Source organism: Streptomyces sp. NRRL WC-3618 (genome assembly GCF_001280005.1).
Classification (GTDB): Bacteria; Actinomycetota; Actinomycetes; order Streptomycetales; family Streptomycetaceae; genus Streptomyces.
Map to the genome: position 1 here is coordinate 21997 of NZ_LGDW01000142.1, position 15645 is coordinate 37641.

13 protein-coding genes are annotated in these 15645 nt (G+C 71.5%); 8 read left to right on the forward strand and 5 right to left on the reverse strand.

Going from position 1 to position 15645, the window contains the following annotated elements:
- The first annotated feature begins 97 nt into the window (after positions 1-97).
- A complete protein-coding gene (locus ADL01_RS16150) occupies positions 98-523 on the forward strand; it encodes an SsgA family sporulation/cell division regulator (protein ID WP_053742692.1) in 426 nt (141 codons plus the stop codon).
- Positions 524-751: 228 nt separating this feature from the next.
- A complete protein-coding gene (locus ADL01_RS16155) occupies positions 752-1285 on the forward strand; it encodes a hypothetical protein (protein WP_053742693.1) in 534 nt (177 codons plus the stop codon).
- Here ADL01_RS16155 and ADL01_RS16160 read toward each other — a convergent pair.
- Positions 1267-2844, reverse strand: coding sequence for an ATP-binding protein (locus ADL01_RS16160; RefSeq protein ID WP_053742694.1), 1578 nt, complete (start codon positions 2842-2844; stop codon positions 1267-1269). The two genes, ADL01_RS16155 and ADL01_RS16160, sit on opposite strands and share 19 nt — an antisense overlap.
- Positions 2845-2990: 146 nt before the next feature.
- Here ADL01_RS16160 and ADL01_RS46190 point away from each other — a divergent pair, with 146 nt between their 5' ends.
- The gene (locus ADL01_RS46190; RefSeq protein WP_234354654.1) at positions 2991-6293 is read left to right on the forward strand and encodes a helix-turn-helix transcriptional regulator; all 3303 of its coding nucleotides are present in this window, start codon (positions 2991-2993) and stop codon (positions 6291-6293) included.
- Positions 6294-6396: 103 nt separating this feature from the next.
- On the opposite strand, the gene ADL01_RS16175 is transcribed toward ADL01_RS46190, so the two are convergent.
- A complete protein-coding gene (locus ADL01_RS16175; RefSeq protein ID WP_053742696.1) occupies positions 6397-7356 on the reverse strand; it encodes an ABC transporter substrate-binding protein in 960 nt (319 codons plus the stop codon).
- 410 nt (positions 7357-7766) lie between these two features.
- Here ADL01_RS16175 and ADL01_RS16180 point away from each other — a divergent pair, with 410 nt between their 5' ends.
- From ADL01_RS16180 to ADL01_RS16195, 4 genes are read left to right on the forward strand one after another with little or no spacing between them, the layout of a single operon-like run.
- Positions 7767-10907, forward strand: a complete 3141-nt coding sequence (locus tag ADL01_RS16180; protein WP_053742697.1) for an ATP-binding protein — start codon at positions 7767-7769, stop codon at positions 10905-10907.
- Positions 10904-11383, forward strand: coding sequence for a roadblock/LC7 domain-containing protein (locus ADL01_RS16185; protein ID WP_053742698.1), 480 nt, complete (start codon positions 10904-10906; stop codon positions 11381-11383). Before ADL01_RS16180 ends, ADL01_RS16185 begins: the two co-directional genes overlap by 4 nt.
- 31 nt (positions 11384-11414) lie before the next feature.
- Positions 11415-11858, forward strand: a complete 444-nt coding sequence (locus ADL01_RS16190) for a DUF742 domain-containing protein (protein WP_053742699.1) — start codon at positions 11415-11417, stop codon at positions 11856-11858.
- A complete protein-coding gene (locus tag ADL01_RS16195) occupies positions 11845-12444 on the forward strand; it encodes a GTP-binding protein (protein WP_053742700.1) in 600 nt (199 codons plus the stop codon). The genes ADL01_RS16190 and ADL01_RS16195 overlap by 14 nt, the downstream gene beginning before the upstream one ends.
- Positions 12445-12570: 126 nt before the next feature.
- On the opposite strand, the gene ADL01_RS16200 is transcribed toward ADL01_RS16195, so the two are convergent.
- The 3 genes from ADL01_RS16200 to ADL01_RS16210 are packed head-to-tail and all read right to left on the reverse strand — an operon-like array spanning position 12571 to position 15097.
- A complete protein-coding gene (locus ADL01_RS16200) occupies positions 12571-13239 on the reverse strand; it encodes an ABC transporter permease (RefSeq protein ID WP_053742701.1) in 669 nt (222 codons plus the stop codon).
- Entirely contained in the window at positions 13236-13952 is a 717-nt protein-coding gene (locus ADL01_RS16205) for an ABC transporter permease (protein WP_053742718.1), read from the reverse strand. The genes ADL01_RS16200 and ADL01_RS16205 overlap by 4 nt, the downstream gene beginning before the upstream one ends.
- A gap of 2 nt (positions 13953-13954) precedes the next feature.
- A complete protein-coding gene (locus tag ADL01_RS16210; protein ID WP_078960555.1) occupies positions 13955-15097 on the reverse strand; it encodes an ABC transporter ATP-binding protein in 1143 nt (380 codons plus the stop codon).
- 181 nt (positions 15098-15278) lie between these two features.
- Between ADL01_RS16210 and ADL01_RS16215 the strand changes: the two genes are divergently transcribed.
- Positions 15279-15467, forward strand: coding sequence for a hypothetical protein (locus ADL01_RS16215; RefSeq protein WP_053742703.1), 189 nt, complete (start codon positions 15279-15281; stop codon positions 15465-15467).
- Positions 15468-15645 lie beyond the last annotated feature (178 nt).

The following is a 15645-nucleotide window of genomic DNA, read 5'->3' on the forward strand; positions in this document are numbered from 1 at the left end:
TGACTTCCGTATCGGCGTAATACGCGGGCAGTACCGGAGGTCGAGGAGGCAGCTCGGCACAACTGGCCCACCGCCTCACCCGAACGGGAAGTCGATCATGTCCAGACCCTTCCGCTCCCTCGAGCAGTCCGCCCGCGCCCGCCTGGTCACCCCCGGGTACGAGGAACTCCCCCTCGTCGTGACCCTGCGCTACGAATCCGCCGATCCGCTCGCCGTCCACATCGTCTTCCCCGCCGAAGTCTCGGCCGACGACACGTCGGTGACCTGGACCTTCTCCCGGCTGCTCCTGGAAGAGGGGCTGGAACACCCGGCCGGGATAGGCGAGGTCCACCTCTGGCCGTGCGGGCCGACGCACACCGTCGTCGAACTCCACTCGCCGAACGGGCTGGCCGTGGTCCGATTCCGTACGGGACAACTGCAGCGGTTCCTCCACCGCTCGTACGGCGTGGTCGCGCCCGGCATGGAGGACCTGGGGCCCGAGGTCGAACGCGGACTCGCCCTGCTGCTGGGCGGCGTCAACTGACATCGGGGAGGGGCGCCACCGGACACCGTCCACCGTGCGCCCGATGTCGCCTGTTCCGCGGTGTCGGGCCGGAGATTGTCCACACCCGTCGGGGGGTTGTCCACACTCATCGGCAGGTTGTCCACACCCATCGGGCGGGTATGGCTGGACAACTCCCGGTCCGTGATGATTTGTCGTAAACCGTCGGACTCGACGGCGCAGGGGACCCCCGAAAGGCTTACGACCAGCATGAAGACCTTCCTCAACAAGACCAAGGGCGTGCTCGCCACAGGGCTCGCGATCTCCGCGCTCGCCCTGGGGATGGGTGTCGCCGCTCCCGGTGTCGCCTCCGCTCAGCCGGCGCCGGTCGGGGGCAGTGCCCAGCACGTGCAGATGCCGCCGTCCAACATGGACCGGGCCATCGACTTCTGGGCCCAGATGGGTTGGCCGAACTGGCGCAACATCGGCAACCGGGAGTGGTTCGAGGCGAACCGCTACGACGACACCGCCGGGCGGCTCCACTACGAGGTCGTCTTCACCGGCGGCCGGTTCTACGACCGGGACCAGGGCCTCATCAACTTCATGAACAGCCCGGCGGCCCCCAGCTCCAGCCACGGGTACACGGGGACCTTCCAGGAGTACAACACGACCATCTACGACCGGCAGCAGCCCGACGACCTTCCCCGTCGTGACGGCCACCGGATCGTCCGGGCGATCAGCACCGGCGACCTGTTCTGGACGGACGACCACTACTCGACGTTCCACTACGCGGGCCGCAGCTGAGCAGACCTGGAAGGGGGTGTGGGCGCCGCACGGTGCTCGCACCCCTTCCGGCTGTCCCCCGCATCGCGGTCACGCCGGGAAGCCATGAGGAACTCGCGTTCCAGGCCGGTCAGTTCACCGGGTTCCCGGCAGTCGAGGAACAGGCGTTCGGCGATGGCGAGGCGCTTGCCGCGATAGAGGTCGCACGCGTCGTGGCCGAGTCCCTGCCAGGCCCGCGACGCCTCGGTCAGATACCGGTGGTGCAGCAGGCGTTCACGGTCCTCCTCCAGCCACCGCCGCAGGCTGGGGCACGTGTCGAGCACGGCGTCGTGGGTGAGCTCCGCGCACTCCTCGTCGAGGGTGACGAGCCGGGCGCCGACCAGGGTGTTCAGCACCGGCCAGCTCTCCCCGTCCTCGAACGCCCGCAGCTCGGACCGCCCCACGGGGCGGCGCGCGTAGGAGCGGTTCTCACCGGGGGCGACGAAACGACGCAGCACCTTGCGCGCGGTGAGCCGCTGCCGGGCGCACAGCCGGCCGAACACGTCCTCGGCGATCGCGGCGACGGCGCCGTGGGCCCCGCCGATCGCCTCGTAGTCGGCCAGCGTGAGCACCCGGCCGCGCCGCAGGCCCCACGTGCGCAGCAGCGCGTTCGAGAGCAGGGGCAGCATGGCGGGCTGCCCGAGGACGTCGTCGATCAGGCGGGCCGTCAGCTCGCGTTCCACGACGAGCCCGGCCGACTCCGCGGGGCGCACGATCACCTCGCGCAGCTCCGCCGACGTCATCACCGGCATCCGTACGGCGCACCCGGCCAGCTCGTCGAGCCAGGGTGCCTGTCGGGGGCGGCGCCGGCGGAAGTCCGGCCTGAGGTTGAGGACCACCCTGAGCCGCGATTCCGGTCGCCGCGCGGCCATCAACAGCTCGACGAACCGCAGGAGTTCCTCCGGGTCCGGCAGCACCGTGCCCGGCTCGTGGGACTCGTCGACGACGATCCAGCGCTCCGGGTCGTCGCCGCCGGGCGACAGCAGCCGTTCGTGCGTGGTCGCCGGCGTGGGTCCCGGCGTGATCAGGTGGACGGAGACCGGGCCCGCGACGCACCGCGCGGCTTCCCGCAGTACCGGCAGCAGGCCGGCGCGCAGCAGTGACGACTTCCCGCTGCCCGACGGTCCGGCCAGTACGGCCAGCCGCCGCGTCCGGATCAGCTCGAGCAGGCTGTCCACCACCGGGTCACGGCCGAAGAACAGCCGCCGGTGCTCACTCTCGTACCGCGCCAGCCCTCGGTAGGGGGCCAGGGCGATGTCGTCGTCCCGGAACGCGGCCGACTTCTCGGCGGCCAGCGACCACCGGCGCTGCCAGTCGTCCGCGTTCCCGCCACAGGCCCGGACGAAGGCCATGACGACGGCCAGGGACGGCAGCCGGTCGCCCGCGGCGGCCTGGGCCAGCGCGGTGGGGGAGTAGTGGGCACGGCACGCCATCGAACGGTAGGTGGGGCTGCCGGTGTCGGCCCGCAGCGCACGGAGTTCGCACGCGAAGCGCTGAACGGGGCCTTCGCCTGGATCGAGTGGCTTCTCGGGACGTCCCATCGCTACCTTCTCCTGCCTGGGGGTGCACGCTCGATGCTGCCGAGCGCGGCGGAGCGGAACAATGGGGGCTCAATAGAGTGGGTACGCGTGGCCGCCAAGATGGGTAGCGGCGCAGGGCAGCGGGGTCCGCGAGGGACGGTGACCGGATGGTGGAGGCAGCTGACCGCTGTGGCGCGGGAGGCCTCGGGCGGGGGTTCGCGTTCGTCGGCCGCCACGAGGAACTCGACCGGTTACTGACCGCCGTACGCAGGCCACCGGCGGTGGTGCTGGTCGAGGGCGACGCCGGTATGGGGAAGTCCCGGCTGGTGCGTGAGGCCACCGCGGTCCTGCGGTCGGAGGGCCGGCCGGTGGTCACCGGCTTCTGCCACCCGCTGCGCGAGCCCCTGCCGTACGGTCCGGTGGTGGACGCGCTCGGCAAGGTCGGCCCGTGGTTGCCGGGCGCGGATCTCCCGCCGACGGCCGGCGCCCTGGCCCGGCTGCTGCCGGACCTGGCCGACCGCCTGCCGTCGGCGCCGCCCGAACCGGGCGATCCGGGTGCGGCACGCCACCAGTTGATCCGGGCCGTGCGTTCGGTGCTCGCCTCGATCGGCCGGGTGGTGCTGGTGGTCGAGGACCTCCACTGGGCCGACGACGCGACCCGCGAGCTGCTCCTGACGCTCGCCCGGGATCTGCCCGAGCACCTCGCGCTGGTGGTGACCTACCGGGCCGAGGATCTGCCGTCCGGGGCCCCCGTCCTGGGCGCCGCCTACCGGCCGCCGCCCGGCGTCGGCGGCACCGTGATCCGGCTGTCCCCGCTGACCGGGGCGGACATCGCCGACCTGGCGGGCGTCGCGCTCGGCGCCCAGGCCACGCCGGAACTGTGCGACGTGCTCCACCGCCGCAGCGAGGGTCTGCCCCTGGTCGCCGAGGAGGACCTGCTCACCCTCAGGGACCAGGCGCGCCGTGACGTCCGGGAGTTGGAGCGGGCCGCGGTGCCCGGCGGACTGCGGGAAGCGGTGACCGAGCGGCTGATGACCCTGTCACCGGCCGGGGCGGCGGTCGTCGACGCGGCGGCCGTACTGGCCGTGCCCGCCACCGAGGCGCTGCTCTCCCGGGTCGCCGGGCTGGACGGCGACCCGGCCGGCGAGGCGCTGACCGAGGCACTGCGGGCAGCGGTGCTGCGCGAGACGGACACCGGCCGCTACACCTTCCGTCACGTGCTGGCCCAGCAGGTCGCCTACCGGCACGTCCTCGGGCCGCGCCGGGCCCGCCTGCACCTGCGTGCCATCGACGAACTCCAGGCGCTGGACCCGGTGCCGTTGGTGCAGATCGCACACCACATGCTCGCCGCCGGTGACCGGCAGGGCTGGCTCGACCACACCGAGCAGGCCGCCGAGCAGGCCGTCGCGGTGGGCGACACCGGCACCGCGGTCACGCTCCTGCACCAGATCGTGGATCAGTGCCCCGCGGAGACCGAGCGGCGTTCCCGGGCCGCTCTCGCGCTCACCCGGATCGTCGATTTCGGCGTCGACCGCGCGGCGACCGTCGACCGGCTGCGTGCCGTACTGGCCGATCCCCGGCTGCCCTCCGCCACCCGTGGGGAGATCCGCCTCGGCCTCGGTCTGACCATGCTCAACATCGACCGCGACCCCGCCGGCTTCCGCGAACTCGAACACGCCGTCGACGAGTTGGCCGCCCTCCCGCACAAAGCGGTGAAAGCGATGATCGCACTGGCCCTCAACGACCTGGACGGCGACGCCGCACAGGGCTGGGCATGGCTCGCCCGGGCCGAACGGGCCGTGGCGGACGGCGGTGACGGGGTGGATGGCGGCGCGGCGGGCGGCGGCGGCGAGGCGGGCGGCGGCGCGGCGGGCAGCGGCGGGGTGGATGCCGGCGCGGCTGGCAGCGGCGGCGGCGTGGTGGCGGGTGGCGAGGCAGGTGGCAGCGGGGCGGGCAGCGGCAGCGGCGTGGTGGCAGGTAGCGGCGGCGGCGTGGTGGCGGGTAACGGCGCGGTGGATGCCGGCGCGGCAGGCAGCGGCACGGCGGGCAGCAACGCGGCGGCGAGTGGTGGCGCGGCGGATAGCGGCGGCGGCGCGGTGGCGGGTCTCGGTGGGGCGGGCGGCGGCGCGGCGGCGAGTGGCGGCGGCTTGCTGGCGGGTAACGGCGCGGTGGATGCCGGCGCGGCAGGCAGCGACGCGGCGGCGAGTGGCGGCGCGGCGGACGGCGGCGACGACGTGGCTGGTCGGACGGCGGTTCGGGTCGCCCGGCTCCTGCTGATGGCCAGGGACGGTGATCCCGCCGTATGGCCGCTGGTGGAGCGGCTGCCCAGGCGCGGCGCCGACGACGTCGTACTGAACCAGACCGTCTTCGCGCTGTACAACCTCACCGAGACGGCCTTCCAGTTGGGCCACGACCGGCGGGCCCACGCTCTGCTGCGGGAACTGCGGGAGCTGGCCGACGGGGTGGACGGCCGGCCCTTCGAGTGCCTCGTGCGCGCCCTGGAGCTGTGCGTCGACCGGCTGGTCTGCCGCTGGGCCGACCTGGACCGCGAGTACGCCGCCCTGGCGCGGGCCCACCCCGACATGAGACAGGTCGACGCCGACCAACTGCTGTACCAGGGCTACCGTGCCCTCGCCGAGGGCCGGCACACCGGGGCCCTCGACCACCTCGTCGCCGCCGCCGAGTACGGAGGCACCTCGGCGGACGTCGTCACGGGGATCGCTGCCGCCCTCACGGCCGCCCGGCTCGCTCAGCGCGACCCGCGGGCGGCCTGGGAGACCGCCGAGCCGGCGCTGTCGACGCTGCGCGCCCTCGGTTCCTGGACGCGGACCTTCGGCCTGCTCCCCGTCGCCGTCGAGGCGGCGTCGGCCTGCGGGCACCGTACGGCGGCTGAACGGCTCGTGTCGGAGGCCGAGTCCGGTGTGCGCGGCCGGGACGCACCGGCCGCCCTGGCCGAACTGGAGCTGGCCCGGGGGTTGCTGCTGCGCGCCACCGAACCGGTGGGAGCCGCCGGGCACTTCGCCGAGGCGCAGCGCAGATGGCGGGAGATCGGCCGGCCCTACGAGGTGGCCAAGGCCGCCGAACGCCGGGGCGACGCCCTGATGGGTGCCCGGCCCGAGGACGCGGCCGTGCACCTGGCCGAGGCCCTGCGCGCCTACACCGGCCTCGGTGCGGTCGGTGACGCCGCGCGCTGCCGGCACCGGCTGCGCGAACTCGGGGTGACGGCGGTGGGGAGCCCTGGCCGGCGCGGTTACGGGAGCGAACTGTCGCCCCGGGAACAGGAGGTCGCCGAACTGCTGGCGGGCGGCGCCACCAACCAGGACATCGCCCGGACCCTGTTCCTGTCGCCGCGCACCGTCGAGAAACACGTGGCCCGGGTGCTGACAAAGCTCGGCAGGTCGAGGAAGGACGTCGTCCACACGGCCCCGTCGGACTCCGACGCCGCCCCGTCGGACTCCCCCGCCGGCTGATCGTGCGCACGCCGGCCCCGACGAGAACGCCCCCACAGCCGAACGAGCGTGATCAACTCGTCGGCGGTGAGGGCGGTTTCGTTACGGAGGTCCGGCGGACCGGCTAGCTCAGGCCGGCCGTCTTCAGCCAGGCCTTGGCGACGTCCAGCGGGTCCTTGCTCTCCAGCTGGACCTGGGTGTCCATTTCGAGCAGCGCCTTCGTGTCGAGCTTGGCGGAGACGGCGTTGAGGACGGCGACACCCTCGGCCGAGAGCCCGCTCTTGTACACCAGCGGCGTCACGTTCGCGAATCCGAAGAGGTTCTTCGGGTCCTGGAGGACGACGAACTTCTCCTTGACGATGGTCGGGTCCGTGGTGAAGATGTCCGCGGCCTGCACCGTGTTCTTCTTCAGCGCCGCCTGGGTGAGCGGGCCGCCCGCGTCGAGCGCCTTGAAGGACTTGAACTTCAGCCCGTAGGACGCTTCCAGACCGAGCATGCCCTGCTGGCGGGTCTGGAACTCGGGCGAGCCGCCGAGGACCAGCTGCGGCGCGACGGCCTTGAGGTCGGCGAGCGTCGAGGTCGCGGTGAGGTTGTACTGCTTCGCGGTCGCCGCGTTGACCGTGACGGAGTCCTTGTTCTCGGCCGGCGACGACTCCAGCAGCGTGAGCTTGGAGTCGAGCTTGGCCTTCGCAGCGGCGTTCACGGTCGCGAGCGAGTTCTGCGTGGCCTTCGCGTCCAGGTAGGCCAGCAGCGAGCCGTTGTACTCCGGCAGGACGGTGATGGAACCGTTCTTGAGCAGGCCGTAAGTGGTCTCGCGGCTGCCGATGTTGGGCTTGTACGTCACCTTGATGCCCTTGGTCTTCAGGGCCTCGCCGTAGATGTCGGCGAGCAGGATGCTCTCGGCGAAGTTGTTGGAGCCCACGACCACGGTGTCGCCGGTCGCCTTGTCGCCGGCGAGCGGGTCGGACGGGCTGTCGGACGAGGAGGAGCATCCCGCCAGCAGGACTGCCACCGCCCCGAGGGCGACGGCCGCCGCACCTGGGTGGTTACTGAAGGGCCTGCTGCTGTGGGCGTTGGTAGTCACGGTTCCCGTTCCGGCCTGGGGGGTTGATGAGAACTCAAATACTTTCACTGATCCAAGCCAGCCGGTTCTTGATCAGTCAAGAGGAATCAGGTTACCGATTGACTTCATTCCGTGATCACTTGCGTCTGGATTGATGGATGGATCGGGAGCTCACCTGGGTAATCCCCGGAAGACCACCAACAGGCCTCCGCGTTCCGCTTCGTAATGGATTCTTGACTTAGGGCGACCCGCTCGACCGTTGAGAGGGCGATAGTCTCGCCGAGGTCGGTGTCCGCCAGAGCAGTTGGCGGGGGCCGTGGCGGTGTGCGGGGGCCGCTTCCGTATCGTTGATATTCGGACACGTGCGTGCGGAAAACGACATGTACGCGCCCCCCATTGCACGTTTGCGACACCTTCTTGAAGGAGGCCCGGTGTCCACGAAACAAGTGGACGCGTCCGCCCGGTCGACATCCCCAGCATCCTCGGCACCGACGTCCACACGCCGGGGCCTGCGGGGCTTCGCCGACCGATGGCCCTTCCAGCGCAAACTGAACGTGCTCGTCGGTATCCCGTTGACGGTGATCGCCATGCTGTTGGCGTACCTCATCGTCGACCTGGTGCAGGAGTCGAGCCGCGCGGAGGACGCAGCCCAACTGGTGCGCGACAGCGCCCAGGTCGCCCAGCTCGTCGCCGCGCTCCAGGACGAACACCAGCAGGCCATCCTGCTCTCCGTGCGGCACGAGGCGTCCCTCGACGGCGGCTCCCCCTCCACCGACGCCTACCGGCAGACCCAGGACGCCGTGGACGCGCAGGTGCGCAAAGTGGTCGACGCCTTCGGCGACCGGCTGCCGGACACCGAGGTGCAGGCCCTCAAGGGCGTCCAGGGACTGGCCGGCCTGCGGTCCACCATCGAGCAGGGCTATCTGCCGGCCACCAACATCGACCCCGCGTACTCGGGTGCGACCGACGGCCTCATCGACGGGCTGGGCCTGGACAGCAACGCCGACCTCGCGACCACCTTCACCGGCAACCTCCTCGACTCGCTGCTGCGCGCCGACGCGGCCCACGGCGCGTTCGAGACCGGTGTGTTCTCCGCGCGGACCGGCGACAGCAACGCGCTCATCGAGTTCACCGGCGCCGTCGGCTCCTACGACCTGTTCACCTACCAGGCCAAGCGGTTCGCCCGGTTCGCCAGTGAGGCCCAGACCGACGAGTTCGGCGGCATCGAGCACAACGAGTCGCAGGCTGCGATCGGCCAGCACTACGCCGAACTGGCCGTGGATCCCAGCGAGTTGCAGGCCGAGTCCAAGGGCCAGATCCGTGCGGCGTTCCGGGCGGCCATCGCCTCCTACCCCGACTACAGCGGCCAGGCCGTCACCCGGCTGAAGATCACCTCGTCGCTCATCGGCCAGATCGCCGACCGGGCCGACGACTCCGCCGCCAGCGCCAAGTGGCGAGCGGGCCTGCTGCTGACCCTGGCGATGCTCTGCTTCGCCGTGTGGATCGCCTTCTCCGTCCTGGTGCGCCGCTCCGTGGTCCGCCCGGTGCTGGCACTGGCGGGAGCCGCCCAGGAGGTCGCCGACGTGGCCGGCCGCGAGCTCGCCCGCGTCGCCGACGACGACGCCGAGGAGTCCGGCTCCCCGCGACTGCGTCAGCTTCCGGTCACCGCGGACGACGAGATCGGTGAGCTCGCCGAGGCCTTCAACAACGTGCAGACCACCGCCGCCGCGCTGCTGGAGCGGCAGGTGCTCAGTCGGCGCAACGTCGCCGAGATGTTCGGCAACGTCGGTCGCCGCGTCAGCAACCTGACCACCCGCCAGCTCGCGCTGATCGACGCCGTGGAACGCGGCGAGACCGACCCGGCGCTGCTCGAACGTCTCTACTCCATCGACCACATCGCGGTCCGCCTGCGCCGCAACGCCGACAGCCTGATGCTGCTGGCCGGCATCCGCGAGACCGTGCTGGAGTCGGGGCCGACCGCGCTCACCAACGTCGTACGTGCCGCGCTGGGCCAGATCGAGGGCTTCCAGCGGGTACGGCTGCGGGCCGCGACCGAGGCCATGGTGGAGCCCGACATCATCGCCGACCTGACGCTGATGATCGCCGAACTCCTCGAGAACGCCGTGTCGTTCTCGCCCGCGGACAGCCCCGTCGAGGTGGTCGTCGGCTCCGAGCACGGCAGCGCGGCGATCACCGTCTCGGACCACGGCCTGGGCATGAGCGTGGAGCGCCTCGCCGAGGAGAACGCCCGCCTCGTACGCCGCGAACGCCTCGACGTCATCCCGACGAAGGTGCTCGGCCTGTTCGTGGTCGGTGCGCTGGCGCGCCGCTGGGACATCGACGTCACCCTCTCCCGTACCCCGGGCGGCGGCGTGACGGCCGAGGTGATGATCCCGTCGACGCTCCTCCAGACGGCGAGCGAGCTGGCCCCGGCGACCCGTCCCGCACCGCTCGCCCCGCCCGCCGCGCTCACCTCTCCGGCGGCAGCCGCGGCCGGCCCCTCCCCGTCGTCCTCCATACCGGCCCCGCTCCCGGCCAAGGTGCCGTCCTGGGCCACGAAGGAGGACGAGGCGACCGCACTCCCCCGCCGGGTCCCCCGCCGCGAGGCGACCCCCGAGGAACCGGAACCGGCGCTTCCGCTGCTTTCGGCGTCCACCGCCGAAACCCCGGCACACACCACCGCGACGCCCGTCCCGGACGCGGCCACGGTCACCTACGCCGCCCAGCCGGACGACACCGTCGCCACCGGCCACCCGGCGGCAACGGATGCCGACAGCCACGCGGCGGCGACTGGCTACGCGGGCTACGCAGCCGAGGCCGGATCCACCGGCCGCACGATGGCAACCGGCGACGCCTTCCCCCACACGGCCGCGCCGAGCCTCCCCACCCGTACGCCGACGTCCACCTCCCCCGGCAACCCGGCGCAGCCCGACGCTCCGGCCAACTCCGGTACTCAGCCGTGGAGTTCCGCTCCCCCCTCGGTTTCCGGCCCCCGCGCCTCGGAGCCAACACTCCACACCCACGCGGAAGACGGACCCGAAGCTCACGCCCGTACGGCGGAAAGCACCACCACCCCCGCCGCTACGACACGACCGGCGCCCACCCACCAGCCGTCCCGCCCTCTCCCCGGACAGGCCGCGGCCGACCCGTTCGCCGTCGGTCCCGACGGGTCCCGTCCGCTTCGGCGGCGGGTACGCGGGGCGACGCTGCGGACGACCGCCGACGCCGCCGCCCAGCAGGCCGCGCGCCAGGCGGCCCGCCCCGCCGACGCGGACGCCGTGCGCGATTCGCTCGAGGAGTTCGAGGCCGCCGTGGCCCGCGCGCACCGCGACACCGGCGAGCACCCGTGTCCCCCCGAATACCTGGTCGCTCGCGGGAACGACCGCCGACCCGACCACCGTCCCGACGTCTCGCCCGACCGGACCGACCGGACAGCGCCGTCCGACCCGTCCCACCGGCCCGGACCGATCAGCGAACCGATCACTGAACAGATCAGCTCACCGATCAGCGAACCGTTCACCGTCACGGACACCCCCCACCAGAACCACCTTCCGGAAGGAGCCGAGCAGTGAGCACGTCGACAGGTGAGACTCCCGCCGGAGACGCCACCGAGCCGATCGATCTGCGGGCCGCCGCAGCCGACTTCACGTGGCTGCTGAGCCGTTTCGCCACCGAGACCGCAGGGGTCGTGGACGCCATCGCGGTGTCCTCCGACGGGCTGCTGATCGCCGTGTCGGCGCTGCGCGAGCACGCCGACTCGGAGCGACTGGCCGCGATCGTCTCGGGCATCACCAGCCTGGCCGCCGGCGCCTCCGGCAACTACGGCCTGGGCAGCCTGAACAAGGTCATCATCGACCTGGAGGGCGGCCATGTCCTGGTCTCCGCGATCGGTAGCGGCGCCGTGCTCGGCGTCGTCACCGGCAAGGAGGCCAAGCTCGGCAACATCGCCTACGAGATGACGGTGTTCGCCAACCGCGCGGGCACCGCGCTCAGCCCGCAGCTCGTCCTGGAACTGAAGAACACCGTCGGCACGACACATACGCGCTGAGCACGTGCCACCGCAGGGAGAGCGAACACCGATGGCGGACGGCCGCACACCGCGCGGAGCCGGCGAGGACGGCGTCATTCCCGTCGGCCCCGCGCCCGCCGTCCGGCCCTTCCTGGTCACCGCCGGCCGGGTCGCGGGCGCCGCGGGCGAGGCGTCGTCCGGTCGGACGATGCCCGTGGAGACCCAGCTGGTGGCCACCACCAACGGGCTGCGCGCGCTCGACCGGCTCTCCTTCGAACAGCACGACATCGTTGCCGCCTGCCGCGTACCGCAGTCCATCGCGGAGATCGCGGCCAGGCTGCGGCTGCACCTGAACGTGGTGCGGGTCCTCGCCGAGGACCTCCGGACGGCTGGGCAGTTGTCGGTGCACGTGCCCGACTCCGGCATCACCCACGACGCAGCCGTTCTGCGCAGGGTTATCGATGGCCTGCGAGCCATCCCCGACTCCCGGAGGGTTCTCCGTGACACCGACTGAACCGCTGGTACGCACCTCGGCCGGACAGGCCGCCGTACGGCCGCCGCTGCCGGTGAAACTGGTGATCGCGGGTGGCTTCGGCGTGGGCAAGACCACCGCCGTGGGCTCGATCTCCGAGATCGAGCCGTTGACCACCGAAGCGGCCATCACCGAGGTGGCGGCCGGCGTCGACGACCTCAGCCACACCCCGCGCAAGACCACCACCACGGTCGCGATGGACTTCGGCTGCATCACCATCGACCCGACCCTGAAGCTGTACCTGTTCGGCACGCCCGGTCAGGAACGGTTCGGGTTCATGTGGGACGACATCGTGGAGGGCGCGGTGGGCGGGCTGGTCATCGTGGACACCCGTCGGCTCGACGACTGCTACGCCGCCGTCGACTACTTCGAGCACAAGCAGATCCCGTTCGCCGTCGCCGTGAACGCCTTCGACGGCCAGACCGCGCACACACTGGACGAGGTCCGCTGGGCCCTCGACGTGTCCGAGGGCGTACCGCTGCTCGTCTTCGACGCCCGCGAGCGGGGCTCGGTACGGGATGCTCTGCTGGTTGTGCTGGAGCAGGCGCTCGCCCGGAGCGGCGGGTAGGCACCCTACGTACACGTACCTGCTTACGGTTGTGGGGAACTGCGGGACCGTTGTGGCTGGTCGCGCCCACGCGGCGGAGCCGCACATCAATGCGGCCCCGCGCCCCTTGGGTTGGTTCCCCTTACGTCAGTTGCTACGGCGTACGCCCGGCGAGACCGCCGCCACGCTCGCCGCCCAGAACAGCCCGAGCGTCGCGAGTGCCATGCCGGCGACCAGGGTGGCGCCGCCCACGACCTTCTCGTAGTCGTGCTGGTAGAGACCGTCGACGATGTAGCGGCCGAGGCCGCCGAGGCTGACGTACGCGGCGATGGTGGCCGTGGAGACGATCTGGATGGCCGCCGAGCGCAGACCGCCGAGGATCAGCGGGAGCGCGACGGGCAGTTCGACGCGGAGCAGGATGTCGGACTCGCGCATGCCCATGCCCCGCGCGGCGTCCACGGGAGGCGGGTCCACGGAGCGCATCGCCTCGTAGGTGGTGACCAGGATCGGCGGGACGGCGAGGACGATCAGCGGGATCATCACGGGCAGCATGCCGAACCCGAGGGCGAGGGTCGCCACCACCAGCAGACCGAAGGTGGGCAGTGCGCGGCCGGCGGTGGCCACCAGCGAGAGCACGTTGCCGCCCCGGCCGTAGTGACCGGTGATCAGGCCGATCGGCAGGCCGATCACGGCGGCGAGGACGAGCGCCTCCACGGAGTACTGGACGTGCTCCCACAGCCGGGTGGGAATGCCGTCGTAGCCCTGCCAGTGCGCGCTGTCGCTGAAGAAGGCGTTGATGAAGTTGATGACGTTCATCGGGCTGCGTCCTCCAGGGCGGGCACGGCCGACTCGGGCCGTACCCCGGCGGGCTTGGACTTCGCGCCGCGCGTGGCGCCCGGCATCCAGGGGGTGAGCAGGACGCGCAGGACGACCAGCGCCGCGTCCGCGAGCACCGCCAGGACGGCACTGGTGATGACGGAGTTCCAGGCGAGCTCCGGCCGGTTGTAGATCTGCGCGTCGTGGAGCAGGTTGCCGAGCGCGCCCTGGTTGCCGATCAGCATGCCGACGCTGACGAGGCTGATGCTGGACACGGTGGCCACCCGCAGACCGGCGATGATGGCGGGCACCGCGATCGGCAACTGGACCTGGACGTAACGGCGTACGGGTCCGAAGCCCATGGCGGTCGCGGCGGCGAGGGTCTCCTGCGGGACCGACCGGACACCGTCGACGATGGCCGGGACGAGGACGACCAGGCTGTAGACGGTGAGCGGGATCATCACCGTCAGTTCGGTCTGCCCCGTGTAGTCGATGAGGACGACGAAGAAGGCCAGCGACGGGATGGCGTAGAGGATGGTCGTCACCCACAGCACGGGCGGGTACAGCCAGCGCAGCCGCACACACAGCTGGGCCAGCGGGAGCGCCAGCAGCAGCCCGCCCAGCACCGGCAGCAGGGCCTCGCGCAGATGGAGCACGATGAGGCCGAACCAGTCGTGCTGGAGGTCGCTGGGGATGTCGAAGAAGCGGTCCAGGTTCACCGGATGACCTTCTGCGCGCTCTCCCCGGTGGCTCCCTGCTCCGCGTGGGCGCCGCGGATGGCCTCGCCGATGGCCGCCTGCGAGACGACCCCGGCGGCCCGGCCCTCGGCGTCGACGGCGACCGCCCAGCCGGTGGGCGACAGGACGGCACAGTCGAGGGCGGCGCGCAGCGTGTCCCGTCCGGCGGCGAACGGCCGTCCGTACGGGAGCAGTCGGCCGGCGTCGACCTGTCCGGCGATCAGTGCGCCGGGCTCGCTCCAGCCGAGCGGACGGCCGTCCATGCCGGTGACGAGGAGGTAGGGGGCCTCGGACGCGCCCCGGGCGGCGATCTGCTCGGCGGTGGCGTCGATCGCGACGATCGGGGTGGTGAGCAGGTCCAGGCCGCCGGAGGAGAAGAACGACAGCCGCCGGATGCCCCGGTCGGCGCCGAGGAAGTCCTCGACGAACTCGTCGGCGGGGTCGGACAACAGCTCGGCGGGCGGCGCGAACTGGGCGAGCCGGCCACCGGTGCGCAGTACGGCGACCATCGTGCCGAGTTTGACGGCCTCGTCGATGTCATGTGTGACGAAGACGATGGTCTTGCCCAACTCGGCCTGGAGGCGCAGGAGTTCGTCCTGTAGCCCCTTGCGGACGACGGGGTCGACGGCGGAGAACGGCTCGTCCATCAGCAGCACCGGAGGATCGGCGGCCAACGCACGTGCCACGCCGACGCGTTGCTGCTGGCCGCCGGAGAGCTGGTAGGGGTACCGCTTGGCGAACGAGGCGTCGAGCCCCACCCGTTCCATCAGTTCCCGCGCCCTCGTGCGGGCCTTGTCCTTGCTCCAGCCGAGCATCCTGGGCACGGTGGCGATGTTGTCGACGATCGTCCGGTGCTGGAAGAGCCCGGCGTTCTGGATGACGTAACCCATACCCCGGCGCAGGGTGTTGACCGGCTGCTGCCGGCTGTCGACGCCGTCGATGAGGATGGTGCCCTCACTGGGCTCGACCATCCGGTTGATCATCCGCAGAGTGGTCGTCTTGCCGCAGCCCGAGGGGCCGACGAGGACGGTGATCGAACGATCCGGTATGTCGAGGGAGAGTCGATCGACGGCCACTGTGCCGTCCGGGTATCGCTTGGTGACTGAATCTATCCGTATCAAGGCGCCGAATACCCTTCGGGTCTGGCTGTTTCCGCCCACTCTCGACCAACCGAGTTTCGGGCCGTTGTGGGGAGAGTCTAAACGCCTTGGGTTTCGGCCTTTTTAGCGGGCAAGATATGCCCTCGGCCCGTACGTTCCCGGGAGTTGACGGCCGGAGTCCTTATCGCAGGAGCGAGCCACAGTGAGCAGGAAACGTTACGTCGCCCGGGGCGTCCCCGGCGGCTACCGGATCTGGAACAGCCGAGGACGCCGATGGTGGGGCGACCTGTACGAGCTGTGCCCCGACGACCTGCTCACCGAGCTCAACGGGGCCGCCGACCCCGACCGGATCACCGCCCTGCTCAAGCGGTACCGGGCACTGAAACGGTAGAGCCAGACGCCCTTGACCTCTGACAGCCCAATGGCGTGAGTGCCGCGACAAGGGGCCGAACCAGGAGTATCCGCAGGTCAGCGGCGCGTCTGTCCGGCCCTTGGGGGTCACTGAAGGTCATTGAGCGGTTGCGGCTGGTGGCGGCACTTCTCACCGTGGGTCCAAAGAGAGCAGCTCT